The sequence below is a fragment of the Rheinheimera sp. 1928-s genome (assembly GCF_029269265.1).
In the GTDB taxonomy this organism is placed as follows: Bacteria; Pseudomonadota; Gammaproteobacteria; order Enterobacterales; family Alteromonadaceae; genus Pararheinheimera.
The window spans coordinates 477,416-502,838 of the sequence record NZ_JARIXP010000005.1 but is presented as its reverse complement, the minus strand read 5'-3'; the positions used below and the strand labels follow the sequence as shown (position 1 = coordinate 502,838).

Annotated in this window: 22 protein-coding genes; 12 read left to right on the top strand and 10 right to left on the bottom strand. The window is 45.9% G+C overall.

Going from position 1 to position 25,423, the window contains the following annotated elements; translation table 11 throughout:
- Positions 1-59: 59 nt before the first annotated feature.
- From P3C17_RS15325 to P3C17_RS15305, 5 genes are all read right to left on the bottom strand, one after another.
- Positions 60-314, bottom strand: a complete 255-nt coding sequence (locus P3C17_RS15325; protein ID WP_300930241.1) for a hypothetical protein — start codon at positions 312-314, stop codon at positions 60-62.
- Entirely contained in the window at positions 289-786 is a 498-nt protein-coding gene (locus P3C17_RS15320; RefSeq protein ID WP_300930240.1) for a hypothetical protein, read from the bottom strand. Before P3C17_RS15320 ends, P3C17_RS15325 begins: the two co-directional genes overlap by 26 nt.
- A gap of 36 nt (positions 787-822) precedes the next feature.
- Positions 823-1,140 carry a DUF883 C-terminal domain-containing protein gene (locus P3C17_RS15315; RefSeq protein ID WP_300930239.1) on the bottom strand — a complete coding sequence of 106 codons (318 nt, stop codon included), beginning with the start codon at positions 1,138-1,140 and terminating at the stop codon, positions 823-825.
- A 244-nt stretch (positions 1,141-1,384) separates the two neighbouring features.
- On the bottom strand, positions 1,385-2,113 hold the full coding sequence (locus P3C17_RS15310) for an alpha/beta hydrolase (protein ID WP_300930238.1): 729 nt from the start codon (positions 2,111-2,113) through the stop codon (positions 1,385-1,387).
- A gap of 168 nt (positions 2,114-2,281) precedes the next feature.
- Entirely contained in the window at positions 2,282-4,621 is a 2,340-nt protein-coding gene (locus P3C17_RS15305; RefSeq protein WP_300930237.1) for a TonB-dependent receptor, read from the bottom strand.
- Positions 4,622-4,837: 216 nt separating this feature from the next.
- Here P3C17_RS15305 and P3C17_RS15300 point away from each other — a divergent pair, with 216 nt between their 5' ends.
- The 4 genes from P3C17_RS15300 (at position 4,838) to P3C17_RS15285 (ending at position 7,479) form a co-directional block, all read left to right on the top strand.
- On the top strand, positions 4,838-5,566 hold the full coding sequence (locus tag P3C17_RS15300) for a transporter substrate-binding domain-containing protein (RefSeq protein ID WP_300930236.1): 729 nt from the start codon (positions 4,838-4,840) through the stop codon (positions 5,564-5,566).
- Positions 5,567-5,721: 155 nt separating this feature from the next.
- A complete protein-coding gene (locus tag P3C17_RS15295) occupies positions 5,722-6,309 on the top strand; it encodes an HNH endonuclease (protein WP_300930235.1) in 588 nt (195 codons plus the stop codon).
- A 114-nt stretch (positions 6,310-6,423) separates the two neighbouring features.
- The gene (locus P3C17_RS15290; protein ID WP_300930234.1) at positions 6,424-6,825 is read left to right on the top strand and encodes a hypothetical protein; all 402 of its coding nucleotides are present in this window, start codon (positions 6,424-6,426) and stop codon (positions 6,823-6,825) included.
- A 237-nt stretch (positions 6,826-7,062) separates the two neighbouring features.
- Positions 7,063-7,479 (top strand): DUF1801 domain-containing protein, encoded by a 417-nt coding sequence (locus P3C17_RS15285; protein WP_300930233.1) that lies wholly within the window; start codon positions 7,063-7,065, stop codon positions 7,477-7,479.
- 143 nt (positions 7,480-7,622) lie between these two features.
- Here the strand turns inward: P3C17_RS15285 and P3C17_RS15280 are convergent, their stop codons facing one another.
- Positions 7,623-7,766 carry a hypothetical protein gene (locus tag P3C17_RS15280; protein WP_300930232.1) on the bottom strand — a complete coding sequence of 48 codons (144 nt, stop codon included), beginning with the start codon at positions 7,764-7,766 and terminating at the stop codon, positions 7,623-7,625.
- A gap of 261 nt (positions 7,767-8,027) precedes the next feature.
- Here P3C17_RS15280 and P3C17_RS15275 point away from each other — a divergent pair, with 261 nt between their 5' ends.
- Both P3C17_RS15275 and P3C17_RS15270 read left to right on the top strand, forming a co-directional pair.
- The gene (locus tag P3C17_RS15275) at positions 8,028-8,804 is read left to right on the top strand and encodes a hypothetical protein (RefSeq protein ID WP_300930231.1); all 777 of its coding nucleotides are present in this window, start codon (positions 8,028-8,030) and stop codon (positions 8,802-8,804) included.
- Between the two features lie 106 nt (positions 8,805-8,910).
- Positions 8,911-9,327, top strand: coding sequence for a DUF4174 domain-containing protein (locus P3C17_RS15270; protein WP_300930230.1), 417 nt, complete (start codon positions 8,911-8,913; stop codon positions 9,325-9,327).
- 113 nt (positions 9,328-9,440) lie between these two features.
- Here P3C17_RS15270 and P3C17_RS15265 read toward each other — a convergent pair whose 3' ends face one another.
- Entirely contained in the window at positions 9,441-10,979 is a 1,539-nt protein-coding gene (locus P3C17_RS15265; protein WP_300930229.1) for a carboxypeptidase, read from the bottom strand.
- A gap of 230 nt (positions 10,980-11,209) precedes the next feature.
- On the opposite strand from P3C17_RS15265, the gene P3C17_RS15260 reads away from it, so the two are divergent.
- Entirely contained in the window at positions 11,210-12,112 is a 903-nt protein-coding gene (locus P3C17_RS15260) for an AraC family transcriptional regulator (protein WP_300930228.1), read from the top strand.
- 61 nt (positions 12,113-12,173) lie between these two features.
- Here the strand turns inward: P3C17_RS15260 and P3C17_RS15255 are convergent, their stop codons facing one another.
- Positions 12,174-13,571 (bottom strand): alpha-amylase family protein, encoded by a 1,398-nt coding sequence (locus P3C17_RS15255; RefSeq protein ID WP_300930227.1) that lies wholly within the window; start codon positions 13,569-13,571, stop codon positions 12,174-12,176.
- A gap of 383 nt (positions 13,572-13,954) precedes the next feature.
- Here P3C17_RS15255 and P3C17_RS15250 point away from each other — a divergent pair, with 383 nt between their 5' ends.
- Positions 13,955-15,595 carry a methyl-accepting chemotaxis protein gene (locus P3C17_RS15250; protein WP_300930226.1) on the top strand — a complete coding sequence of 547 codons (1,641 nt, stop codon included), beginning with the start codon at positions 13,955-13,957 and terminating at the stop codon, positions 15,593-15,595.
- 20 nt (positions 15,596-15,615) lie between these two features.
- Here P3C17_RS15250 and P3C17_RS15245 read toward each other — a convergent pair whose 3' ends face one another.
- Positions 15,616-16,719: an alpha/beta hydrolase family protein gene (locus P3C17_RS15245; RefSeq protein WP_300930225.1), complete on the bottom strand. Its 1,104-nt coding sequence runs from the start codon at positions 16,717-16,719 to the stop codon at positions 15,616-15,618.
- A 336-nt stretch (positions 16,720-17,055) separates the two neighbouring features.
- Here P3C17_RS15245 and P3C17_RS15240 point away from each other — a divergent pair, with 336 nt between their 5' ends.
- Positions 17,056-19,134, top strand: a complete 2,079-nt coding sequence (locus P3C17_RS15240) for a prolyl oligopeptidase family serine peptidase (protein WP_300930224.1) — start codon at positions 17,056-17,058, stop codon at positions 19,132-19,134.
- A 112-nt stretch (positions 19,135-19,246) separates the two neighbouring features.
- Here the strand turns inward: P3C17_RS15240 and P3C17_RS15235 are convergent, their stop codons facing one another.
- A complete protein-coding gene (locus P3C17_RS15235; RefSeq protein WP_300930223.1) occupies positions 19,247-20,128 on the bottom strand; it encodes a LysR family transcriptional regulator ArgP in 882 nt (293 codons plus the stop codon).
- A 110-nt stretch (positions 20,129-20,238) separates the two neighbouring features.
- Between P3C17_RS15235 and P3C17_RS15230 the strand changes: the two genes are divergently transcribed.
- The 3 genes from P3C17_RS15230 (at position 20,239) to P3C17_RS15220 (ending at position 25,355) form a co-directional block, all read left to right on the top strand.
- Positions 20,239-20,835: a LysE family transporter gene (locus tag P3C17_RS15230; RefSeq protein ID WP_300930222.1), complete on the top strand. Its 597-nt coding sequence runs from the start codon at positions 20,239-20,241 to the stop codon at positions 20,833-20,835.
- A 91-nt stretch (positions 20,836-20,926) separates the two neighbouring features.
- A complete protein-coding gene (gene ltaE, locus P3C17_RS15225) occupies positions 20,927-22,003 on the top strand; it encodes a low-specificity L-threonine aldolase (RefSeq protein ID WP_300930221.1) in 1,077 nt (358 codons plus the stop codon).
- Positions 22,004-22,115: 112 nt separating this feature from the next.
- A complete protein-coding gene (locus tag P3C17_RS15220; protein WP_300930220.1) occupies positions 22,116-25,355 on the top strand; it encodes a S41 family peptidase in 3,240 nt (1,079 codons plus the stop codon).
- Positions 25,356-25,423: the final 68 nt, after the last annotated feature.

Below are 25,423 nucleotides of genomic sequence, written 5' to 3'. Positions count from 1 at the left end.
AAAAACATGTTGTGACAGGTTTTTCTTGAGTACAGAGCAGGTCACAGATCAGCTCTGTACTAACCAATCAGTCTTGTGATCCAGCGAAACCCTACCAGACTGCGCATCATTTTCACGGCGCTGTTATGGCGCATCTGAAACAGGCAACCAGCGCAAAAACTCAGCATTAAGCCCGGAGTTGAGCCAATAAAACCCAAAGCTGCTGCTGATAATTGTTGTTTTCTTATCAGCAATAACTGCTGCTGTAGCTGGCTTTGTGCGGTCAGCTCAGTCAGCTTCTGTTGCTGCTTAGTGAGTAGCCGTTGGATCAGCATTTGTGTCTTCCTTCTGTGGCCTGAACAAGAGCAATTGCAATTGCCGCAAGGTATTTGAAAAGCCAGCCTGTGCCAGCACATAGGCTAAACTGCGCCAACACCACAGCAATAAAGCAAACTGCAACAACAACAGCGCTGTGGCAGTGATCACGACAGAGCTGCTTAACTGAAACAACAGATACCCTAACAGCAATAAAACACTGCCCCATAGTAATATCATGCCAGCGCCAAAGCATACGACCAAAGCCGCTGCTATGGTCAGGCTTCTGCCTGTGAGCTGCCATTCAGCAGTTGCTATTTGCCCTGTTAGTTTCAGCTGGCTGGCATAAGCTTGCTTGACTGAATTGCCAAGTGCCACTATTTCAGCCAGCTGATCCAAGGCTTGCTCTGCTGATTTAGTCAGGGCAGCCTGAGTGGATTCGGGCTGCCCTGGTCTTTGCGCAGGTGCTTCAGAACTTTCGCTAGGTTGCATAAATCCGCCTTCGTTGTTACTGCGTCAGTTGCAATCCTAGTTACGGCGTAGCAAAGCGGTCAAGAGTACACCAGCCGCAAAAGCTATGCCTGCAGTGGCCAATGGGTTTTGTGCTGCAAACTCACGGGTTTTACTGTAAGACAGTTGCAGTTGCTGTTTGATCTCTTCCTGTTTGTGCGTCAGCGTTTCCTGAGAGCTCGCTGCTGTTTTACGTAATGTATCTTCAGCTATAGCCGCTTTTTCTGCGACTGCGTCCACTGCATGATGGGCAGCTTCAATAGCTTTTTCCGTCACAGGTGAATTTAACGCACTATTGCTTTTTGCTTTCTCTGTTGCACTTTGTGAAGTAGCCATAATAAATCTCCTTGATGAACATTGTGAAATGCAGCTATGGCTGCAATTCGCATCTTACTCTTTGCGTTGTACTCTTTGCCTATTAATTAAAGCATTGGTTGTGCCAAATAGATATAAATCAATAAAAACAGTGCTTTGTCGATTCTTTATCTGCTGCGAACCTGTAGCTTGGCTGTAGAAGTTACCCGTTGCTGGTAATTTTTACACAGCAGTTCGCCTTAGATTCAAGGCTGCATAAAAGCGCTTATAACTCACTCAGCCATTGCTTTATGGAGTGGCTAAGTAAAGCAGGTTGCTCTAAGGGCAACATATGGCCAGAACCTGCCACTGCATGAAACACGACCTGGCTGTATTGCTGATTGCATATCTGACTGCTCAGAATAAAATCCTGCATCCAGTTACTATTAATCAGCGGATCCTGCTCGCTGTAAACAAAATAGATGGGGAAAGTCAGCTTAAGTAATTCATCTTTTAGATCTCTGCGTTCTGAGGTTACACGCAGCTGAGCTACTAACGCATCCTCGCCAAGTTCGGCATCCATTTGACGGATGATTTTTACTATATGTTGCATTGCATCAGGGCTGAGCTTAGCGCTGTCCAGTAAGGCTTCAGCTTTTTTCTGACTTATGCCTTTGTAACCAAAATCAGTGATCAGCTTCAAGCTATGCTGACGTGAAATCAACTCTTCTGTACTTAGCGGGCCGGGGCTGTTAGACACCAACATCAAGCCGGCAACTTTTTCCGGATAACGCACCGTTAATAATGAAGCTAAATAAGCGCCTAATGAAAACCCGAGCAAGGCTGATTTGTGTGGCGGTAAAGCCGATGCTAAGTGTTCGACCAATTGGTCTGGATCCGATCCTGATGGAATGGGCAAATGCACCAGTTCATAGTCGCTAAGGTAAGGTACAAGCTCAGACCAAAGCCTGGCATTACACAAAGTACCTGGAATTAAATACAGTTTGGTTTTCATGCTGTTACGCTTTTCGTACTGCCATTACTGGCCAGCATAAAAGAAGTCCGGCCAAATACCAAACTGTTGGTATTTTGCACGAGCGCTATCCCCGGGCTGGTGCTATATAACAATAAAAAAGCCGGAGCTTTGAGGGCTCCGGCCTGGCTTTTGTCACTCTGGATTAACTTAGAAATCCAGTTTTAAAGTGATGGTCGCAGTGCGTTCCGCACCTAAGTAATAAGCGCCTTCCTGTCCACCCGCTAAATAATCTTGGTCTGTCAGGTTGTTCAGCACTAATGACAGATCTATGCCTTTAAACATATCCTTTGATGACAAGTCTTTGCTGTAGCCCACATAAAAATCCATCAGGGTTGAAGCAGGAATTTCATCTTTATTGMCGCCCAAAGCAGCGCCAAAGTAGTTGTCAGTGCGCTTGGCAGTTAAACCAGCACGGTATGCATCACCCTGATAACGCAAGGACAGGCTGAGCATAGTTTMAGGTGAACCTGCTACTTTGTCGCCTGCAAAAATAGCAGCAGGGTTGATTGCAGGTTGTCCGTCCGGGCCTAACACCACTTCACCGTCTTCATCCAGTACCAGGGCATTAATCGTTTGGCTGTATTCAGCCTTATTGCTGGTGAACGCACTGTAAACACTCCAGCCCTGAGTAAATTCCCAGTTTAAGCTGGCTTCCAGACCACTGGATTCAATACCGCCTACGTTGACATAAGTGCCGTCTAACTCGTTCAGGTAGTCGGGGCCACCGCCGTTAGCGCCAGGCTGCAGGAAGGTAATACGGTTATCAAACTTCACATCGTAATAGGTGAAAGACAGGCTCAGGTCGTCGCCAAAATAACGTAAACCTAAGTCGATGTTTTTTGCCGTTTCAGCTTCCAGATCATCAAAATCCTGATCAGTTTCTAAGATGGCATCGCTGATGGCTTTAAAGTTCTCAGCATAACCACCAAATACTTCGTAGCTTTCGTTTAAGCGATAAACAAAACCCAGGCTTGGTAATAGATCTGAATCGCTGTCGAGTTGATCTGTATTGGTAGCGACAATATTGTCTTTGCGGCTGACATCAACAAAAAACTTCTTCACACCCAAAGTAACGGTTAAGTCGTTCCAGTTGATTTGATCCTGCAGATAAATTTTCTGCGTATCAGTTTCATATGTACGATCGTAATGCACCCAGTACGGCTGATTGTCGAAATAATGATACTGTTTCGGGTCGATAATATTGTGCCAGTCGCGGCTTTCATCACGGTCTTGCTGTTCAAGCCAGGCACCTAAACGCAGTTCATGATTATCCATGCTCCATTTCAACTCAGAAGTCAGGCCATAACGGTCTTTTTCATAGTGAGTGTGACGGTAAGAGGCGACCCGGGTTGCTCCTGTTAAATCAGCATTTGGATCCAGAATAGGCTGGCCTGCCGCATTAACATATTGATAAGGAATTAAAGTTCCATTGCCTGTGCCACGGCTGACTCTATTGCCTGCTGCATCTTCCACATACACCTGATAAGGCGGCATCCAGTCACCGCGACCTGATTGCATATGCACATAAGGTGTGACTGTCAGGTTCAGACTGTCGGTTAAGTCGGTATCAATTTTAACGTAAGTAAAGCTGTTCTCCCGCAACGTAGACCAGACTTCAGCAAAGTTCTGATCGATATCCGGGTTGCCAGTCCAGATGTTGGTCAGGCGATCCCAATCCGGGTTATCAAAAAACTGCTGCAAAGACACAGTGTTGTAGTTGTCTTCTTCAGTGTCGTCATAAGAAAAACGCGCTGTGATGGTGGTGTTGTCCAATTCAGTGACAGTTTTTACTTCACCGTGCAGACGGTCAGTAAAACCATTGCTGCCTGAACCTATCCATCTGTTGTTAAAGCTGTCAGACAAGCTGAAGTAAGCTGTGGTATTGCCACCAATCTGGCCAGTATCAAAGCGGGTGTAGTAACGGCGGGCATTGTGATCACCACCTGTTGCAGCGACAGATAAATTTTGTTCAGCTAAAGGGTTATTTGATACAAAGTTTAAAGTACCACCCAAAGCGTCTAATGAAGCAGATGCGATATCAGAGGTACCCTGACCCACTTCAACATAAGCTGTGTTTTCTGTGTCCAGGTAACGGTTGGCTTTACTGCCGCCACCGTAAGCTGAACCACCATTAGGTAAACCATCAACGGTAATACCCAGCTGTTGTTCGTTCAGGTTCACGTTAAAACCACGCATTGAAATGGTCGTGGACCAGTCATCACCACCAAAAGCATCACCCTGACCTACACTAATACCAGGCAGTTGGCTGACTAAATCCAATACGTTGCCTATAGGCGCTTTGGTGTTTTTGATCGCTTCATCTGTACTGTTATTGGCATAGCTAATGCGTTTGCCAGTAATGGCCAGCACTTCTACTTCCTGCTCGTCGGCTGCAGCAATTGCGGCTTCTTCTGCAACTACAGGTGCTGACAAACCTAAGGCTGAACTGATCGCAAGAGCGAGCAAATGTTTGTGATGTAATGCCACGTGAAACTCCATATTGTTGTTTGAATTGAAGAAAACGCGGCCATTCTGAACTGACCTAATGACAGCAAAGTGAAAGGAAGATGACAAAATGAAGTAATTAAAATGTGATTTTTATGAAAATAATTTTCTGTTGAATCAAAAGAACTCAAAGAAAATAGTGGTAATTGCTGTGAACTCTGGCCTATGCTGAGTTCTGCTTCAGATGGAATCTGGTTCATGAGAACACTGCTGTATTTTTGCTTTTTCTGCATTAGTAGTTGTATTGGTCTGGCGCAGGCGCAGCAACTCCAGCTATTGGTAGGTGTAGAAAAGCCTCCTTATATTAAAGTGGCGACTCAAACGGGCTACGAGCTGGAATTACTGAAAGCTGTAGTAAAGCGTATGGGGTTTGACAGCCAGTTTATTCATGTGCCAAACGGCCGTTTATTATCCTTATTCAGCGATGGCCAGGCCGATTTAGTCTCGTTACAGCGCAGCACTCCAGAGGGGCTTTATGCCACTCAGCCCTATATCAGTTATCAAAATATTTTGATTGTGCGACAAGACTTATATAAAGAAATCTTAAGCCTGCAAGATCTTGTGGGCCTGAGGGTGATGGCCTTTCAAAATGCCCGCCAGTTTTTGCCACCTGACTATACAGAAGCTGTTGCTAAAGCCAGCAGCTATCTGGAAGTGGTAGAGCAACATCAAATGCCCGCATTGCTGTTAAAAAACCGGGTAGACGTGCTGGTAATGGACAGAAATATCTTCTGGCATTATTACCGCCAAACCGCACCTGACGACAGCAGCCTGAAAGTTCTGAGTTTTTTCCAACCGAATCACTACCATGTACTGGCCCGCACCCCTGAAGTGGCAGAGCGTTTTAATAAAGCCCTGTCTGAAATCAAACAATCCGAGTTATTTAGCCAATTACAGCTGAGCTATTTTTCGGAGCTGAATCAGTAGGGGATTGGTTTGTAAGGCATTCGTGATTTTAGAAAAAGCTGTTGAAATAGCGGGATATTGGCGCTAGCTTGGTGTGAATTAGTAATTATGGACAAGTTAAGCCTGACTCCAAACGTATTTTGAAGCCACGCATACTGAGAGCGTTAAGTGACAATATGAGTAAATACATACCATTAGCTGAATACCTCGCTAGCCAAACTTCAGATTTTACTCAGTTCACATTTCCTCAAATAGAAGAGCTCTTGGGTTTCAATCTACCCAACAGTGCGAGGTTACATTCCGCTTGGTGGGCAAATTCAAGAACTAATGACTCCCATACATGGGCGCATCTATGGATCAATAGCGGATGGGAAGTGGATTCGTTAGATATTAATACCGAAAGAGTGACGTTTAGAAGGTTTGAAATATTCGAGATAAACAGTGACGCGGCTATTGAAGGCTATGATCGGGATAGGAAAATCTTAGTTAAACACCGAAACTCTGAATTGGCAAAGCAAAGGAAAGAGAGAGATAACTATTCATGTGCCGCTTGTGGGTTCTACCTAAATATTGAAGGAAAGTGGGTAATTGAGGTTCATCATTTGAACCCTTTAAGCATTACCGGAGAGGTTGTTACATCAATCGATGATCTTGTTTGCTTGTGTCCAACTTGCCATCGTATCGCGCACACTAAAAATCCACCATTTAACGTTGCCGAAATAAATCAGTTATTGCCTAAAAAGAACTCTGGCAACAGGTCTTGATTCTTGCACCCATTATTTTTCAATGGTTTATAAAAAGTTAATAGCCGTAGGGGCATTTGGTAACTAACACAACAAAGCTACATCTGCTATTGGGAAGCCATGCAAAGGAAAAAAATGAAAGATCTATTCCTGCTTAAAAATGAACTTCACAAGTCATTATTTGAAGACGTTAACTCGGCGCTGGCAGAGAAAAATCAGGCATACCTGCAGAAGTTTGGTGAAGTCGGTAGCCTGAAGTGGTGGGAGCATTATTCAAAAGGGGAAATTGAGTCTTTTGTGGTTAGTGGCGATGTGCTTTCAGTCTGGTCGGAAAGGAACGAAGAAAACCGATTAGTGCATTATGCTGAAATAGAAACTGATAAAGCTGTGCTGGAAATAGAGCAGACTGAATTTATAACGGCTGGCTTGATCGCTGTAGGTCAGTATTATGAACAAGAGTTAGTGACCATCTATGTTGATGAAGATGATCCGGAATCCAGTTATCAATTTTTAATCAGGGTGAGTGTTAACTCTTAAATGGCTGCTGCGTCAGATGTTGTCTGCAGTTCCTGCTGCAAAATTAAGTTTCAGATGCAGCAAAAAACTACTGTTTTATGGATGTGACTTCTCTCCGGAGTTTTTTGCAAATTGGCCTGACAGATCGTATTTTTGATCTGAATGAAATTTGCAGCGCAAGACGAAATACCTGATCCCAGTTGTGTTAATAGTACAGTGCCTTATCGCATCAGTAACTGCCATTCACGGACTATTTGTATGGACCAAAACAAGACCAAAGCCACCGATGCCAGCGTCGGGGATTACATCGCCTCAAGAGCCAATACGCAGCAAAGCAGCGATTGCCGGGATTTGATGGTTCTGCTTGAAAAAGTGACAGAGCAGCCTGCAAAAATGTGGGGACCGAGCATAGTGGGTTATGGCTCCTACAGCTACACCTACGACAGTGGTCGCAGCGGAGAAGCTCCTTTAACCGGATTCGCCATTCGTGGCCGGGAACTGGTGCTTTACCTGTCGGTGGATAGTGAGCCTCAGCAAACTTTGTTGTCAGGCCTTGGCAAATACAAGATGGGTAAGTCTTGTTTGTACTTTAAGCAGCTGGCTGATTTGGACCTGTCGATACTGGAACAACTGATTCGGGGGTCAATCACTGAGTTAAGGCAGCGCTACGGCTAGGATGATTCCGTGGCAGCTCTGGTATCTTATATCTCAGTATGGGCTGCGATGGTGTTGCCGCTTTGCATCAAGTGACATGCTGCCTCTGGAAAGTTAAAGGCGATAATCAAAGAACCCGAAGGTTCTTTTCACACTGACTCACATCAATACTTAGCGCGCTGATCCGGCTTAGGTAAAGTGGCTTTGATAAAGTCACGTAAATCCTGATTCGACTGGCGTGAGTCGTCGTAACGCAGGTAGATCATATGACCGCTGCGATGGCCTTTGAAGCTTAATCTGTTTTTCATTTTTCCACTTGGATGCAACGGCCACCTATTGTATTTGGCATCAACATAGTTGCTGTCTTCGCTCACCTGCCTTCAAACAATATAAAAAAAGTAATTGAACGGTCCTTTAATGGGTAATTAACTTGGCTCGGATAGTGGAAATATAGAAACCTTGAGGCTAGTTTTATGTCGGCGAACATTTTGAAAAAAAGAACATAGCTCCCTGTAAGCTCTTTTGATAAAAGTTAATTCAGTCAGTAGGCATAAGAAAAGGAAACAGAAATGAAAAATTTAATTTTACCGCTTTTGCTTTTGATGGCTGGCTGTTCTTTTTTACCCAAGGAAAAAGCGAGTACCGATAATATTCCAGAAAAACTCCGAGCAGCAGCCATAGTCGGATATGAATATGCGCAAATGGCTGAAAACACATATAAACCTCATGCTACATTTACACTACCAGTCAGTATTTCTAATCCAAAAAATGAAGACAATGATCGCTATGGTCTTGCTTACTCAGTATTTCATCGAATGGATAGTGGTTCTTTATCTGAAGTGATTTTATCTTTTCGTGGTACCGAAGGTTTGCAAGACTGGATCTTTGGTAATATCTTTGCCATGCAGAATGATAGAGGTCTTGCTGTATATCGAGATCTGCGAAAAACAACCCCATCAAATATTCCTATAACCGTAATTGGACACTCTCTGGGTGGAGCTATTGCTTTGCATGTTTCTCTGAGGGAGGAGAACGTAAATACCTTTGTATTTAATACCTCGTCACGGTTTACAAGAGGAAATGCACTCAATAGTGAACGGCATTCATATTCAGAGTACGCAGAGGTAAATAAAATTTTAAGAGTTTTCACTATTGATCCAAAATGGACGCATAGTATTTATAGCTGCACATTTGGTCATCCTGTTAAAAATCATGCTCAAGACAAGCTTGCAGCCTGCTTGACTGCCTGTGCCGCTCAGAGAGATGAAAATGCAAAACAAAGTGTCGCTAATAACTCAAAAATATTTGATGGAAACAGTGTTTTTGATCGTGCTTGTATGGAATAAAAGCCTTACAAACACCTTAGGTTGATTTGTTTGCGCAGGTTTATATAACGTAACTCCAGGTTTCAGGTCTAAAGTGTTTGGTGATCCAACCACCAGGAGTTCAACTATGAACTACGTAGTCAAAATTCTTTTCCTTGTATTTAGTATGTCCGCCCACAGCAGTGAGCCAGCTGTGCTTTCTGACCTTGCTGCTTTGCAGTGGAACCACAGAATTGTGGTTGTGAATGAGGTGCAAAGTCAGGAAGCTATTTTGGCTCTGTTTGAAAAAAATAAAAGTAAAATCGACGAGCGGGATATTATCTGGTTTGTGTTTACTGACAGTAAAGTCGAGACAAACTATCAAGGCGGCTTTTCAGAAGATTTTATCGCTCACACCAAAGAGCGTTACCAGATCAAGCCGGGTAAAATTATGCTGATTGGCAAAGATGGCGGCGTAAAGTTTTTGCTCGATCGTATGGATTTAGAGGCGATATTCTCAGAGATTGACGCTATGCCTATGCGGCAAAATGAAATGCTGTATTGAGTGTGGTGCTGGTTATGATTGAGTGCTTGATGGCGTAATGCCGCGTTGCGGCGATTGCACCCTACAGCCGACATAAAAAAGGACCCGAAGGTCCTTTTTCACACTCACTCACATCAATACTTAGCTGCTTGATCCGGCTTAGGTAAGGTGGCTTTGATAAAGTCACGTAAATCCTGATTCGACTGGAGTAAGTCGTCATAACGCAGGTACATCATATGACCGCTGCGATAGCCCTTGAAGCTTAATCTGTCTTTCATTTTGCCACTTGGGTCCAACTGCCACATATTGTATTTGGCATCAAAATAGTTGGTGGCGCCGTCGTAGTAACCCGACTGAGTCATCACATGCAGGTAGGGGTTTTGTGCCATGGCCTGACGTAAGTTTTCACCTGTATTGTCATTGCTTCTGTCCCACGGGTGCACGTTGCCAAACATATTGTATTTAATGTCAGTTTTGTAATTCAGCTCGTTTTTCAGGTAATGATTAATAGCCGGAGTAAAAGAGTGCAGCCAAGAGGTGAGTTCGGCGTTGTAATCCGGCACTGAACCAGCTTCTTTTTTATCTATGCCTAAATAACGGGAATCTAAACGGCCTACGGTCTGGCCGCGCTCACGCAGTAATTCTTTCCAAAAGAAATTGTTATCAATATCTAAGTTATTTTGCAGCACAACTTTGACTGATAAACCTGAATACTTCGCTACCTGTTCTGCAACTTTTTGTTTCTCAGCTTCAGGTAATGAATTGCCTTTTGCCAAAGCGGGCAGGTAAGTGTCTAACGTAAAAGCTTCCACTTCAGGTAAAAAATCCAGTAAGTCTTTTTGTTGGAATTCGCTGCTAAGCGCCTTGTGATACCAGGCAGTCGCCGCGAAATACGGCAGGCGGTTGGCTACATCGACAGGGCCGTCACGTTTAATACCTATATCAGTGGGAGACACCAGCACTACGCCGTTTAAGTACATCCACTGTTGGTTTTGCAGGGCTAAAGCTAAACCTGAAACCCGTGTCGTACCATAGCTTTCACCAATCAGATACTTAGGCGATTCCCATCTGTTGTAGCGGCTGACAAAGGTATTAACCCACTCGGCCAGGTATTTGATATCAGCGTTTACACCAAAAAACATTTTTTGCTGCTCATCACGGCTTGGCATTTTGCCATCTTTGCCCGGCAATACGCGGGAATAGGCTGTATTCACCGGGTTTACAAAGACAATGTCGGCCGTATCGAGCACTGAATAAGGGTTTTGTTTTACGCCATAAGGCTGCAGCGGGTAACCCTCGCTATCTACATTCAGCGCTTTAGGGCCACTGTAAGCAATTTGCATCCAGACCGAAGCAGAACCAGGGCCTCCGTTAAAAGAAATCAGTAAAGGACGGCTTTTTCGGTCTTTTACATTCTGACGTTCATAGTAGGTATAAAAAATGGCTGCTGTAGGCTCACCTTGTTCATTCCATACCGGCTGAGTGCCAGTGTAAGCTTTGTAGTTAAAGCTTTGATCCAGTACTGTGGTTTTATGGTCGGTCACCACGACTGAATCGGCATCTATTTGTATTGACGCATTTTTTGCGGTTTTGGCTTCTTCAGCCTGAACGGCCGGGCTTAAACTGGTTGCACTCAGACACAGGCTGAGCAACAGAAGTGGACTGATTTTCATAAGTTTCCTGATTTTACTGTTGTTATTCTAGTTCAGCCTACTGTTTAACTCAGAGCCAGCAAAATAACCACCCGGCTTGAGACTAATTACAAAGATTCAGGTTAAAAGGATATGCGGCTTTGTCTGTTGCTCCGCACTTCTTGCCTAAAAGTCCATTTGGGTAGTGTGGCTGATGCAGGTGCTGTAGTCTGCTTTTATACTGCGTTTACCGATCGCCAGAGGAGTGAAGTGTGAGCAATTTAATCGAGCAACAACTTGAACAGCTAAAAGCCCAGCTTATGCCGCATATGCCAGCCTATGGCGCGATGGAAAGCATTATTCCAGATCTATGTTTGTATCGCACTGAAGTGACCACCGAGATCACTCCTGTTATTTATGAGCCTTCTTTATGCATTATGCTGCAGGGCGAAAAAGAGGTTTATCTTAGCAATGACCGAATTGTGTACGACCCTTTAAGTTATTTGCTGGTGCCTGTGGCAGTACCTGCCAGTGGTAAAGTGACGAAAGCCAGTGCAAAAACACCTTATCTTGCACTTCGATTAACCATAGATCTAAAAGAACTGGCTGATTTAGTCATTGATGTAGGTGGCAGGGTAGAACGTAGCAAGGAGCAGGTGAAGGCGATATCAGTGGGACGGGTGGATGAAGGATTGTTGTCCGCTATAGCTCGTCTGTTGCAGTTGCTGGATAAACCTGCCGACATACCTGTGCTTTATCCACTCTTAAAACGTGAAATTTTATACCGCTTATTGTTAGGTGATTTAGGCAGCCAGTTACGTGACTTTATGCTGCTGGACAGTCAGGGCCATCGCATCAGCAAAGTGATTGAAGTACTGCGGAAAAAGTACAATGAACCGCTGCGTATTAAAGATCTGGCAGAAGAGGTACATTTAAGTGAATCGGCTTTATTTCAGGCGTTTAAAGCCGTGACAGGTATGTCACCTTTGCAGTATCAGAAGAAACTTCGCCTGAACGAAGCTCGCCGTATTATGTTGCATGAAGGCATCGAAGCCGCGACAGCCAGTTATAAAGTAGGCTACGAAAGCCCGTCACAGTTTAGCCGTGAATACAGCCGTTTATTTGGCGCACCACCTAAAGCGGATATAGAAAGAGTGCGTTTGCAAGGATACTGATTAATTCGGCTCAGAGTAAAATGAAGCTTAGGTGCTTAATTCTACTCTGACCCTAACTGGTTTATTGCTGTAACCACATCCGGGCGCTGCGTGCCGGTATGGTGACTTTTAACCACTGTGTATTGACCTGAAAACTGTTGCCGCTAATCACGTCGGTGTAATTGACGTACCAGTTCAGTTCATTGGCATAGGTATCTACCCAGTACTCTTGTGCTGTGTCGCATTTGTTAATGCCCACTATGCCTTTTTTATCCCGCTTAAACAGCAGGAAACACTGGCCACTGCCCAGCACTTGCATACCACTGCCTTGGGTGCTGTTGTGAAAACGGATCATGTTTTTAATGTCGGCTCTTTTATAAAAATCCTGCCAGCGATAGCCATCTAAATTAGCGGTCTCACCGTGATCCGAATAAATCATCGGCGTGCCGCCGTTGCGACCCAAAATATAAGCATGAGCCAGGGTTTCATCCGTGCTGTTCATGATCTGATAACGAAAGCCATCATTGGTTGGAATGTCGTGGGTAATGGCAAAAGTCACAGCTTTATTCCAGGCCAATGCCTGACCATAAGCACCAGGGTCGACCAGCACATTCATCGAACCGCCAAAACTAAAGGCATTACGCATCGAGGCAAAGAGTGGGAAGTCGTAAGCGCTGTGGCTGGTATTATCCAAATAAGGTTTTAAAAACAGCTCATATTCCTGATTACCTGAACCGCCGGAAGTAATGACTTCACCAAATACATGCATGCCGCTGATGATGGATGGCGTCAGCACAGCGTTGATATGAGCATTGCTCATATGTTTGACTGCATCGACCCGAAAACCTTTAATACCCATATTTTTCAGGGCTTGTAAGTAAGCTTGTTGCTGGCTGATCACCCAGTTGTTATTGTCCAGATCGGGTAAACCCGCATCACCACCGCCACCACACAAACGGTAATACTGCACTTGCCAGACATCCAGGTAATTACTGATACAACCTGGTGCATGAAAGTCTGAGCCTGACAGGAAGTTTTGGCTTAAATCGCCAAATAACTTCTGATTATTGGCATAAGTCCAGTTTGCCTGATAACTGCTTAACACAGCTGAGCCCGGGTAATTCAGGTCGCTGCGCTGTGCACTTTCGTTCGCCATATGATTCAGCACCACATCGGCATAAACTTCAATGCCTTTGCTGGTCATGGTTTGGATAAGGCTTTGCAGTTGTTGCTTATTACCACGCGGGTGATCAATTAAGCGCAAATCTTGCGGCTGGTATCGCGCCCACCATGGGTCTCCGCTGGATTTCATCGGTGGTGCTATCAACACCTTTTTATAACCAGCTTGCTGAATTTCAGTAGCTTTTGCTGTGATTTCGCTGTAGTTCCAGTTAAATGCGTGCAAAATTACATCGGCATAAGCCGGGCTTGCTGCGAGTAAGCCTGAGCCCACCAACAGTGTCTGTAGTGATAATTTCATTCGTTTTACCCTGTCATTGTCATCTTTTTATAGTCATGCTCATTCACCCGAACCAGAATGGCTGTTGGATTGATGGCTGCTTTTTATTCGTTGTGCACCGGTGACAGCTAAAAGTTATGAGTAGATGGCCTGTTTGTAAATGAATTGGTGTTGTTATTGATGAAATGCATACGTATTCACTGCAAACTGTTGCCAAATGGCAGGTTTTTGCTGATGAGCAACTACAGCGCAATTTTTAAACGGATCTTTGTTAATCTTTGTAATACAGATCAATAAAACGCTCTGGGGCTGTGCCATAATCGCTGCCACAAAAAGCTGAGGTCAGCTTTACTACTGCGCTTTTTCGGCAGTCTTATCCCTTTTGCATCAGGTGTTGAACATCCATGTTTAAATCTACAACTATAAGTCTGCGTTTGATTCTGGCTTTTGCGGTTCCATTGCTGTTATTAGTCGTTTTGGGCGGCCAAAGTTACTTTTCAGTACGGGCTATGCATCAACATATCGACACCTTATACGACGAACGTATAGTGCCTTTGGCCGAACTAAAATTGATTGCCGACGCTTATGCGGTGAACGTTATCGACGCAGTGAATAAGGCCAATGCCGGCGTATTTAGTGCCGAACAGGCCGTGCAGGAGCTGGAAAAAGCCCAACAGATCATTAAAGAGCAATGGGCGATTTACCAGTCCCATGCGATGCAAGCCGAAGAGCAACAACTGATCAACCAAACCCAGCAATTATTCAGTGCCGCCGATCAGCAGATTATCGCTGCTATTGAACTGATTTCGTCGAAACAAGGTTCTGTAGTGCGGCAACTGGATAGTATGGACGGGCCTTTGTATCAGACCATCGATCCCATCAGCAATCAAATCTCAGCTTTAATTCAGTATCAGTTAGATCAGTCCGAAGTGATTGATCAGCAAGCTACGGCTTTGTATGACTCAGAAGTGTGGGGGATCTGGATTATTACTTTGCTGGCTTTTGCTGGCAGCGCTGTGGCCGGCACTATAGTGACACAACGCATTTTACGCCAGTTGGGCGGGGAACCTTTGTACGCAGTGCAACTGGTAAAAGAAATTGCCGCAGGGCGTTTGGACCTGACCATTCATTTGCAAAAAGCCGATGAACAGAGTTTATTGTTTTCGTTAAAACAAATGGTTGATCAACTGATTAATGTATTAAAACAAGTGCAACAGGCGGGCGATTTAGTCAATCAGAACTCCGTCGCACTGGAGAACAACAGTCATCAGGCGTCAGCTCAGTTAGTTGTGCAAAAAAATGAAGTGATGTCGGTCAGCGCGGCGATGAACGAAATGACCACTACTGTGGCGTCTGTCGCTCACAGTGCCCGTCAGGCTTCGTTAAAGGCAGAATTTGCCAGCCAGGAAAGTGTTAGCAGCGGTAAGGTCATGAGTCAGGCGCTGAGTGCTATGCATCAGTTACAGCAAAATATTCAGCACTCTACTCAGACAGTACAAAGCTTATCGGCTGAAAGTGAGCAAATCAGTCAGGTGATTGAGGTGATCCGCGGTATTGCCGATCAAACCAATTTATTGGCATTAAATGCTGCCATTGAAGCGGCCAGAGCAGGTGAGCAGGGCCGCGGTTTTGCTGTAGTGGCAGATGAAGTTCGTACTTTAGCCAGCCGCACTCAACAATCAACTCAGGCTATTCAGCAGATCATTGGCACCTTGTTAAGTGGGGTGGATCTATCGCTGCAGTCGATGGAGAAAAGCCGCGATGAAGTGCAGCAGGTGGTGGAACTGGTCAATCAATCCAGCGACAGATTGCAGCAAATTAACCAAAGCGCGCATCTGGTATGGGATATGAGCTCAGAAATAGCCAGCGCTGCTGAACAACAAAGTGTGGTGGCTGAAGATATCAATAAAAATGTCAGTTTCATTCATGCTGGCGCAGAGCAAAGTTCAGTTGCTGCTGCAACTGTATTGGCATCGGCGGAACAGTTACAGCAGTTGTCTGTGCAATTGAAGCAACAAATTGCTTATTTCCGTTTACCGGCCTGAGTGAAGTATCGAATCAGGTTTTAATCAGAAGGTGCTAAACGCCATTGATCTAACCAGCTCCAGACTTGTTGTTGCTGTTGCTGGTTAAATTCGTGGCGCGCTTCAGTCCAGATCTCAGTGCGAAGTGCTGAGTCTGCGTCAAAAGCTTTCCAGACTTTTTTCAGTTGGCTGTGCCCCTGCAGAACACCTTGCAAAGGCATCAATGGGTCTTGTCCGCCATTGATTAAATACAAAGCTTTAGGCGCCATTAAACTGACCTGATCCACTATATCAAACTGACGGGCCAAACCCGGATGCAGCAGATAAAAAGACGATTGGCCTTTGGTCAGGTTTTGTCCGGGCTGCACTAAATGCTGATAAGTGTTAAACCAGCAAATAGCCGCTGCAGACTGAATATGCTCTGACAAAGCCGCCACTTGCCATGCCCGGTAAGCACCCATCGAAAAGCCTATGGCAGCAACTTTGCCTTTGGGCACATTGGGTCTTTGTGCTAAAAATTGAGCTAACTGCATATCTTCATAGGCCGACAAACCAGAGAGCGAATACCCTGTTGCCAGCAAATTAGCGGCTAATTGCTGTTGTTGTTCATACTGCACTGGCCCACGTTCACCAAAACCTAAGGTATCAGCGGCCAGCACCAGGTAACCTTGTTCCGCCAATTCATCGCCAATAAAACGGCCGCCGTAGTGTTTGTTTACCCAGTGTTGCGCTTCTGTTTTGACGCTGGAACCAGCAAAAGGCCGGATCATTTTTTCTTTACCAATGACAAAATAAGCACCGTGGTCATGCAGCAATAAAACAGCAGCTTTAATCGGCTGATTTTTAGGGGTTAGCAGAAGGGCTTTGCTATGGCTGATACTGCTTAACGGGATTTGCCATAGCTCAGCCTGATAACTGCCTCTGTTTTCCTGCTGCAGCAGTTGAGGTGTCGCCAGAGGCGTTGCTGGCGGAGCAAGCAAGGCATGGAGATAAAGCTGGCGTTGCTGCTGTTGCCATTGCTGCACTGGCATCGAGGCTTGCCAACTGCCCGGATAAGTGGCGGCAGGACTTACCGGCACTGTGATATCGGCATTAACAAAAAATACAGCTAAACCCAGCCATACCACAGCACTTAATCTGAACATAATGTAATCCCACCAATCTTTTATTCAGCATAAAACAAAGCTGAACAACAAGCCGGTATTCTGTCGATTTATTCCATAAACCGCACAGCGCTGGTGATTAGTCGCGTCTTTTGAAAGCCTTGGTGCAAAGGGGTGCTTTGAGCTGGCAGTTTTGTTATGCTCGGTTTCGAATTTTATTAACACTCACCCATTCGTCAGTGAAGCACTGGCTTCCACTGCGAAGGGTATAACATCCGGGGAACAGGATAGATGAGATACGCATTAAGCGCAGTAGCATTGGCTTTGTTAACAGCCTGCGGCCAACCAAGTGACACCACAAAAACACAAGAAACAGTTATGACAGAAACTCAGGCCGCTCACCCTTTTACTTACCCTGTAACCGCTAAAGGTGACGTGGTAGACAGTTATTTTGAAGAAAAAGTGGCAGACCCTTACCGCTGGCTGGAAGATGACCGCAGCAGCGAGACTGGCAATTGGGTAAAAGAGCAAAATAAAGTGACTTTTGCTTACCTGGACCAGATTGCTTACCGCGACCAGATTAAACAACGTTTAGAAGCGCTGTGGAACTATGAAAAAGTAGGCGCACCTTTTATTGAAGGTGAATACACCTACTTCTTTAAAAACGACGGCTTACAAAACCAGTCGGTGCTTTACCGTAAAAAAGGCGATGGCGAAGCTGAAGTCTTTTTAGACCCAAATACCTTCAGCACTGATGCGACAACCTCTTTGGCTGATGTGTCTTTTTCTGACGACGGTAAAACTCTGGCGTATTCCATCTCTGAAGGTGGCAGTGACTGGCGCAAAATTATTATCATCGATGTTGAGACGAAAAAACCAATTGAAGAAACTTTGGTAGACGTTAAGTTCAGTGGTGTGTCGTGGAAAGGTAACGAAGGTTTCTACTACTCCAGTTATGACAAACCGGAAGGCAGTGAGCTATCTGCAAAAACCGATCAGCACAAGCTGTATTACCACCAATTAGGCACTGCACAAAAAGACGATCCTGTGGTGTTTGGTGGTGTTGATGCTGAAAAACACCGTTATGTCGGTGGTGGTGTAACGGATGACGGCAAATACCTGATTGTTTCTGCCGCCAACGCAACCTCTGGTAACAAAGTCTTCCTGAAAGATTTAACCAAAGCCGACAGCGCTTTTGTCACTTTATATGCGGAAGGCAATGCCGATTTTGAATTTGTCGATAGCCGTGGTGATGCGCTGTATTTTGTCACCAACTTAAATGCACCGAATAAAAAGCTGATCAAAATTGATGCGACTGCACCTGAAGCGGATAAGTGGACAGAAGTGATCCCGGAAACTGCCAATGTGCTGGATGTGAATAAAGGTGCAGGTTTCTTATTCGCCAATTACATGGTGGATGCGATTTCTCAGATTAAACAATATGACTACGACGGCAAACTGGTGCGTGATGTGACGCTGCCGGGTTTAGGCACTGTGTCTGGCTTTGGTGGTAAAACCAAAGACACTACTTTGTACTACAGCTTCACTAACTACAACACGGCACCTAGTACTTTTGCCTTTGAGCCAAAATCTGGCGAAACCAGTACTTATTACAAAGCTGCTGTGAAGTTTAACAGTGACGATTACGAGTCAAAGCAGGTGTTCTATACCTCTAAAGACGGTACTAAAGTGCCGATGATGATCACCCACAAAAAAGGCATCAAACTGGATGGGTCTAACCCAACTATGTTGTACGGTTATGGCGGTTTTAACGTCAGCCTGACACCCGCCTTCAGTGTGGCCAACCTGGTATGGATGGAAATGGGCGGCGTGTACGCTGTACCTAATCTGCGTGGGGGTGGTGAATACGGTAAAGCCTGGCATAACGCCGGTATTCAGCTGAAAAAACAAAATGTGTTTGATGACTTTATTGCTGCAGGTGAATACCTGATCGCTGAAAAATACACGTCCAGCAACAAACTGGCTATTCGTGGTGGTTCTAACGGTGGTTTGTTAGTTGGTGCTGTGATGACACAACGCCCTGATTTAGTGAAAGTAGCTATTCCTCAGGTGGGTGTACTGGATATGCTGCGTTACCATACTTTCACCGCCGGTGCAGGTTGGGCGTACGACTACGGCACGTCAGAGCAAAGCAAAGAGATGTACGACTACATCAAAGGCTACTCGCCAGTGCATAATGTCAAAGAAGGTGTGGCTTATCCTGCAACTCTTGTTACGACGGGCGATCACGATGACCGTGTAGTACCAGCGCATTCCTTTAAGTTTGCCGCTGAACTGCAAGCTAAAGCCACTGGCCCTAACCCACAGATGATCCGCATTGAAACCAATGCAGGTCACGGTGCCGGTGTGCCGGTATCCAAGCAAATCGAGTTAGCTGCGGATATCTTTGGTTTTACCTTGTTTAATATGGGTGTGAAAGAGTTACCAAAGCAGTAAATACCCTTGGTTCTTGAAGCCGCAGCGTTGTTGACAGCGCTGCTCTCGCTCTTCAAAAGGTTTGTACATGAGACGGGCAGGGATAAACCCTGCCCCTACAAACTAATCTGAATTACTTTCCAACTACCTGATATAAAAACCGTTTTGCCACCTGCAATACATTCTGTCGTAACTGATACATCAACGGGCTTTCGCTTTGCCAGTAGTGCCAATACAGCTCTGTGTCGAGATAATAACCCGGGGTTAAGTCCACCAGCTCGCCGCTATCGAGCTGTGACTGCATTTGTAGTTCTGGCAATAAACCAAATCCTAATCCGGCTAATGTGGCTTTTAAAAAACCTTCAGAAGAAGGGCACAAATGAAAACGTTGCGGTACGGCTTGGGCTACATGCTGCAAATACTGATGCTGCAACTGGTCATCCTGATTAAACACCAGGCAAGGGGACAAACTAAGTTGAGCTGCTAAATTTGGAGTTAACTGATAACGCTGAATAAAAGCCGGACTTGCCACTGCGCGGTATCGCAGCGCTCCCAAAGCCATCACAGCGCCACCATTTACTGGCTGAGGGCTGGCACAAATACAAGCCATTACATCTCCTTGTTTCATCCGTTTTAAACCAACGGACTGATCTTCCACTACCAGATCAAAACGCACTGCCTGTTGTTCAGGCAAGACCAAAGCTTCGGGTAACCAGGTGGCTAAAGAGTCGGCATTGGTGGCCAGTCGCACCACCAGATCCTGTGGATCGTCAATCAACCCTAAAGCGGTTTCCATTTGCCGCACCTGTTGTAAATGGTTTAACAAACGTTGTCCTGCAGCAGTGGGCACTGGCGGGTTGCTGCGTAACAGCACTGGCTGACCCAACACAGATTCCAGCTGTTTAATGCGCCGGCTGATGGCTGACTGAGTTAAATGCAACACTAAAGCGGCCCGTTCAAAACCACCTTGTTCCACTACTGCAGAAAGTGCCTGTAATAAGCGATAGTCAATCATCAGTTTTTCTCATGAGGTAGGAAATTTATTTGTTGGATTCATGGTAAGCCTGTTGGTTAAGCTGGCGCTACTAATTTTATGGCGTGAATGGCTTTTGGGGAGTGAATAAGATGCTGTCGTTTTTTACCGGTTTTACTGTGGGTTTAAGTTTAATAGTGGCTATTGGTGCACAAAATATTTGGGTGTTAAGCCAAAGCATGGCTGGTGCAAACCGGCTGGTGATTGCTGCTGTCTGTATTTTATGTGATGCCGCTTTAATTGTTGTTGGAGTTTACAGTGTGCAGTTGATCCAGCTTTGGTTGCCTCCGCTGGTGCCAGTTTTGACCTGGGCCGGTGTTGCGATGTTGTTATGGCTGGCCTTTGGAGCAGCAAAGCGGGCCTGGCAGGGGCAAGGCACTTTGCTGGCAAAAGCTGAAGTGCAAGTGCAAAGCTCGCCAAAAACAGCAGTCACTGCGTTGGCCATTACTTTGTTAAACCCTCATGTGTATCTGGATACAGTGGTATTGATTGGCAGTGTGGGTTCTGCGCAGGCCCAACCTTTCTGGTTTACCGTTGGTGCTTGTCTGGCGTCTTTGTGTTGGTTCAGTGCCTTAACTGGATTAGCGCCAAGGCTTAAAATTTGGCTGAGTTCCCCACTGCGCTGGCGGCTGTTTGATGGCCTGGTGGCTTTTATTTTAGCTGGCATAGCACTGAAGTTGGCTGTTTAACGCGATATCCGGCAAGGAAAAGCCGTTGTGTCGCCCTTGCAGAGCTGTCTGTGATCAGGTCTGATAGAGGTCAGATTTCAGGAGGCCACAAATGACAGATTTTCGCAGTGACACAGTGACTCAGCCCACAGCAGCAATGAAAGCAGCTATGCTGGCAGCGCCTTTGGGTGATGATGTGTTTCAAGACGACCCGACGGTAAATGAGTTGCAGCGTTATGCGGCAGAGCTATTAGGTTTTGAAGCGGCTTTGTTTGCGCCAAGTGGCACTCAAACCAACTTAATAGCCTTGATGGCGCATTGCCAGCGTGGCGATGAAGCTATAGTTGGGCAGCAGTGGCATACCTATCGCTGGGAAGGCGGTGGTATGGCGGTGCTCGGTTCTATTCAGCCTCAGCCTATCGAGCATCAACCCGATGGCACTTTAGCGCTGGAGCATATACGAGCAGCGGTAAAACCTGACGATCCACATTTTGCCCGCACTAAATTAATTGTGATGGAAAACACCACAGGCGGTAAGGTGTTGCCACTGGCCTATATGAATTCAGTGGCGGCTTTGGCTAAAGAGCTGGGGTTAAAGTGCCATATAGACGGTGCCCGGCTGATGAACGCCGCTGTGGCTTTAGCCTCTGAAGACAATTCAGATCCAATTCAAAAAGCCCGGCAACTTTGTGCTGGTTTTGATTCATTGTCTTTATGTTTATCCAAAGGTTTAGGAGCTCCGGTTGGCTCTTTGCTGCTGGGTAGTCATGCTTTTATTCAGCAGGCAAGACGACTTCGTAAAATGTTGGGCGGCGGTATGCGCCAGGCCGGAGTGCTGGCTGCTGCTGGTTTATATGCACTGCAAAATAACATTCAGCGTCTGGCAGAGGATCACCAGCATGCACGACAACTTGCTGATGGTTTACAGCATATTGCAGCTGAACATCCACTGCTCAAAGGTAAACTGGAACTGGTGTCTGTTCATACCAATATTTTATTTACCGATATAGCTGTCGAAGTGGCAGAGCCTTTACTGGCTTATCTGTCGGAGCAGGGTATTAAACTGACCAGCAGTAATTACAACAAAGCCGATCACTACTACAAAAGAGTACGTTGGGTGACTCATTTGGATATCAAGGTTACTGATATTCAAAGTACGTTGGATGTAGTGCAAAAATTCAGGCTTTAAGTGGGATTAACTGACTGATTTCTGAGGCGGCCCCCTCTGCTTTTTTTTGGTTGAAGCTGATAAGGTAAAGGCAAATTAAAAAACAGTAAAAACAAAAACTCCGGGGCCATCTATGAAACTCAGTTTAGTCGCTTGTCTGACCGCCGCTCTTTTTGCCAGCAGTTATGCCGATGCTGCGTATTACCGCTCACCCGCTTTGCAAAACGATCAACTGGTATTTACTGCCGAAGGTGATTTATGGCTAAGCCAACTTAGCGGTGGCGATGCCAAACGTTTAACCACACATCCGGCAGAAGAAACTCAGGCGCTATTTACCCCTGACGGTAAAGCCGTAGTTTATGTGGCGGCTTATGACGATACCCCGGATATTTATTATTTACCCTTAACAGGCGGGTCGCCGAAGCGTTTAACAGCACACAATGCCAAAGTAAAACTGCAAGGCTGGAGTCTGGATGGCAAATTGCTGTACAGCACTGATGCCATGACGGGCCCGGTGAACAGCTGGGTGCTGAAGCTGATGGATATAGACACTCAGCAAACCGAAACCTTGCCGTTACTGGATGCAGTAGAAGCTGTATTGGATCAGCAAAATGGTTATGTTTATTTTATCCGTTACGGTTTGCAACTGACAGGCGATAATGCCCGACAGTATCAGGGCGGAGCTAAAGGCCAGTTATGGCGCTGGAAACTGGGTTCAGTGCTCGAAGCAGAGCGCTTATTGGTAGATCATCAGGGCTCGTTACGCAATCCTATGCTTTGGCAAGGACAGCTGGTGCTGATCAGTGACGCAGGTGGCAATGCTAATTTATGGTCTTACGATCCTGTCTCTGCACAGCTGAAAGAGCTGACCACGCATCAGGATTTTGCCGTACGTTCTGCCCGTCTTGAGCAAGGCAAAGTGGCCTATCAGTTAGGCGCAGATATTCAACTGCTGGATTTAAGCTCGGGCCAAAGCAGTACTCTAGCCCCTGCGTTGGTGACAGACTCTCCGCAGCAACGTCAGCGTTTATTAACTGAACCGCTGAAGTATTTAACCTCCAGCTCTGTTGGTTTTGCCAAAGAAAAACTGGTACTGACGCTTCGCAGCAAAGTGCAGGTGTTGTCCCGTTCGCCACAACGTATTGTCGAGCTGGCCGTGCCTGAAACAGCCCGGGCCCGCGGTGCTGTGATCAGTCAGGATGGCAAATGGGTGTATCTGATTTCGGATCAATCCGGTGAACCTGAAATTTGGCAATATGCAGCCGATGGTTCAGACAAAGGCAAGCAACTGACTAAGGATGGCCGTGGGTTTCGCTGGAACTTAGCCTTATCGCCTGATGGCCGTTATCTGGCGCATGATGATAAACAAGGCCAGCTTTGGGTGTTTGATTTGAAAACCGGCAGCAATCAACTGGTCCACAAAAGTGGCTTTGGTTTAAGCCCTTACGGCGATATGGTCTGGAATAAATTCAGCACTGTATTGGCCTTTACCGCAGAAAAAGATGGCACTGGTCGTCAGCAAATTGGTTTGTATTCCATCAAAGAGCAGCAGGCAAAATTGCTGACTACAGATAAATACAATTCCTACAGCCCGGCTTTTCATCCTGATGGTGACTGGTTGTACTTTTTATCAGAGCGCGAGTTAAAACCAACCCCAGGTTCACCTTGGGGAGATAGAAATATGGGGCCTGCTTTTGATAAAAGAGCGCAAGTATTTGCCTATGCGTTAACCAGCTCTGCGCAGTTTCCCTTTGATGCAGAAACTGAATTAACCGCTGGGCTTGAAGGCCAGGGTAAAGCGGTTTCAGTGAAAGACTTACCTGGGCAGTTGTGGCAAGTACCGGCTGCAGCGGGGAATTATCAGAAACTGCAGGTTGGCGCTGATTATTTATATCTGCATGAATTTGAACACAGTAGGGATGCGGGTTCAGTACGGGCCTTAAAAATTGAACCTGAAAACAAAAAACTGTTGAGTTTTGCCGGTAAGGTACGCGCTATACAAAGTAGTGCAGATGGTAAATCACTGTTTTTGCAGTACGAAACAGCGCCGGGCAGTTATAGATTTTTCTTAGGTTCTGCCGCAGCGAAAGCACCGGAGGGTGAAGAAGCTGAACCCTGGGCTATTGATAAAATTAGCCTGACCGTCACGCCTAAAGCCGAATGGCAACAAATGTTCCATGATGCCTGGCTGATGCATAGGGAGTTTTTATTTGACCCGGCAATGCGTGGTGTGGACTGGGGCACCACCAAAAGACGCTATCAGCCTTTACTTGAAAGGGTGACGGACAGATTTGAACTGGATGATTTACTGGCACAGCTGATTGGCGAATTGTCTGTATTGCACTCGCAGGTGCGGGGCGGCGATTATGCCAAAGCCAATGAAAGCAGCAAAGCTGCCAGTCTGGGGGGCGAGTTTGTCAGCCGCGATGGCAAATTAATACTACAGACTATTTATCAGACCGACCCTGATTTACCCTCTATTGCCAGTCCACTGAACAGAGCCGGAGTTGAACTGAAAACTGGCGATCAGTTGCTGGCTGTGAATGGTAAAGCTGTGGCTTCAGTATTGGATTTACATCAGGTTTTACAACAACAGCAAGGCCAGCAAGTGCTGTTGCAGTTAGAGCGAAATGGTAAAAACCTGAAAAAAGTCGTGGTGCCTGTCAGCCCGCAACAAGAGCAGATGTTGCGTTATCAGCATTGGGTGCAGCAGAAAAAACAACAGGTGGAACAGCAAGGCAAGCAGCAACTGGGTTATCTGCATTTATACGCTATGACAGCCAACGACATCAGCAACTTTGCCCGTGACTTTTATGCCAACGTGGATAAACCCGGCCTGATCATTGATGTGCGCCGCAACAGAGGGGGCAATATCGACAGTTGGGTGATTGAAAAGTTGTTACGCCGGGTTTGGGCATTCTGGCAACCGACTCAGGGCAATGCTTATGGCAATATGCAGCAAAGCTTCCGAGGCCAGTTGGTGGTACTGACCGATCCACTGACGTACTCAGATGGTGAAACTTTTGCCGCCGGTATTAAAAGTTTAGGTTTAGGCCCTGTGATTGGGCAACAAACCGCAGGAGCTGGGGTTTGGTTATCGGGTCGTAATTTATTAGCTGATATGGGGGTGGCCCGTGTGGCTGAAACCGCACAGTTTGATAAAGACGGCCGCTGGATTATCGAGGGTAGGGGCGTGAGCCCGGATCTGATGGTTGATAATTTACCTTACGCCAGCTTCAGTGGTCAGGATGCGCAGCTGTCATACGCTATTAGCTTGTTGCAAAAACAACTGCAGGAAAAAGCCGTGCCTGAACTAAAAGCTGAACCGTTAAAACCGGGCATTGCCAAAGACGCACAAAAGCTGAACTGGTAACCATATTCCTTTATCGCTTTAAGGGCTGAGTCAAGACTCAGCCCTTATTACTAAAAAACGTAACAGGC

Excerpts from the sequence above, each read along its gene's own strand:
- P3C17_RS15325 (WP_300930241.1), bottom strand. The coding sequence starts at position 314 with ATGCTGATCCAACGGCTACTCACTAAGCAGCAACAGAAGCTGACTGAG.
- P3C17_RS15320 (WP_300930240.1), bottom strand. The coding sequence starts at position 786 with ATGCAACCTAGCGAAAGTTCTGAAGCACCTGCGCAAAGACCAGGGCAG.
- P3C17_RS15315 (WP_300930239.1), bottom strand. The coding sequence starts at position 1,140 with ATGGCTACTTCACAAAGTGCAACAGAGAAAGCAAAAAGCAATAGTGCG.
- P3C17_RS15310 (WP_300930238.1), bottom strand. The coding sequence starts at position 2,113 with ATGAAAACCAAACTGTATTTAATTCCAGGTACTTTGTGTAATGCCAGG.
- P3C17_RS15300 (WP_300930236.1), top strand. The coding sequence starts at position 4,838 with ATGAGAACACTGCTGTATTTTTGCTTTTTCTGCATTAGTAGTTGTATT.
- P3C17_RS15295 (WP_300930235.1), top strand. The coding sequence starts at position 5,722 with ATGAGTAAATACATACCATTAGCTGAATACCTCGCTAGCCAAACTTCA.
- P3C17_RS15290 (WP_300930234.1), top strand. The coding sequence starts at position 6,424 with ATGAAAGATCTATTCCTGCTTAAAAATGAACTTCACAAGTCATTATTT.
- P3C17_RS15285 (WP_300930233.1), top strand. The coding sequence starts at position 7,063 with ATGGACCAAAACAAGACCAAAGCCACCGATGCCAGCGTCGGGGATTAC.
- P3C17_RS15280 (WP_300930232.1), bottom strand. The coding sequence starts at position 7,766 with ATGAAAAACAGATTAAGCTTCAAAGGCCATCGCAGCGGTCATATGATC.
- P3C17_RS15275 (WP_300930231.1), top strand. The coding sequence starts at position 8,028 with ATGAAAAATTTAATTTTACCGCTTTTGCTTTTGATGGCTGGCTGTTCT.
- P3C17_RS15270 (WP_300930230.1), top strand. The coding sequence starts at position 8,911 with ATGAACTACGTAGTCAAAATTCTTTTCCTTGTATTTAGTATGTCCGCC.
- P3C17_RS15265 (WP_300930229.1), bottom strand. The coding sequence starts at position 10,979 with ATGAAAATCAGTCCACTTCTGTTGCTCAGCCTGTGTCTGAGTGCAACC.
- P3C17_RS15255 (WP_300930227.1), bottom strand. The coding sequence starts at position 13,571 with ATGAAATTATCACTACAGACACTGTTGGTGGGCTCAGGCTTACTCGCA.
- P3C17_RS15250 (WP_300930226.1), top strand. The coding sequence starts at position 13,955 with ATGTTTAAATCTACAACTATAAGTCTGCGTTTGATTCTGGCTTTTGCG.
- P3C17_RS15245 (WP_300930225.1), bottom strand. The coding sequence starts at position 16,719 with ATGTTCAGATTAAGTGCTGTGGTATGGCTGGGTTTAGCTGTATTTTTT.
- P3C17_RS15240 (WP_300930224.1), top strand. The coding sequence starts at position 17,056 with ATGACAGAAACTCAGGCCGCTCACCCTTTTACTTACCCTGTAACCGCT.
- P3C17_RS15235 (WP_300930223.1), bottom strand. The coding sequence starts at position 20,128 with ATGATTGACTATCGCTTATTACAGGCACTTTCTGCAGTAGTGGAACAA.
- P3C17_RS15230 (WP_300930222.1), top strand. The coding sequence starts at position 20,239 with ATGCTGTCGTTTTTTACCGGTTTTACTGTGGGTTTAAGTTTAATAGTG.
- ltaE (WP_300930221.1), top strand. The coding sequence starts at position 20,927 with ATGACAGATTTTCGCAGTGACACAGTGACTCAGCCCACAGCAGCAATG.
- P3C17_RS15220 (WP_300930220.1), top strand. The coding sequence starts at position 22,116 with ATGAAACTCAGTTTAGTCGCTTGTCTGACCGCCGCTCTTTTTGCCAGC.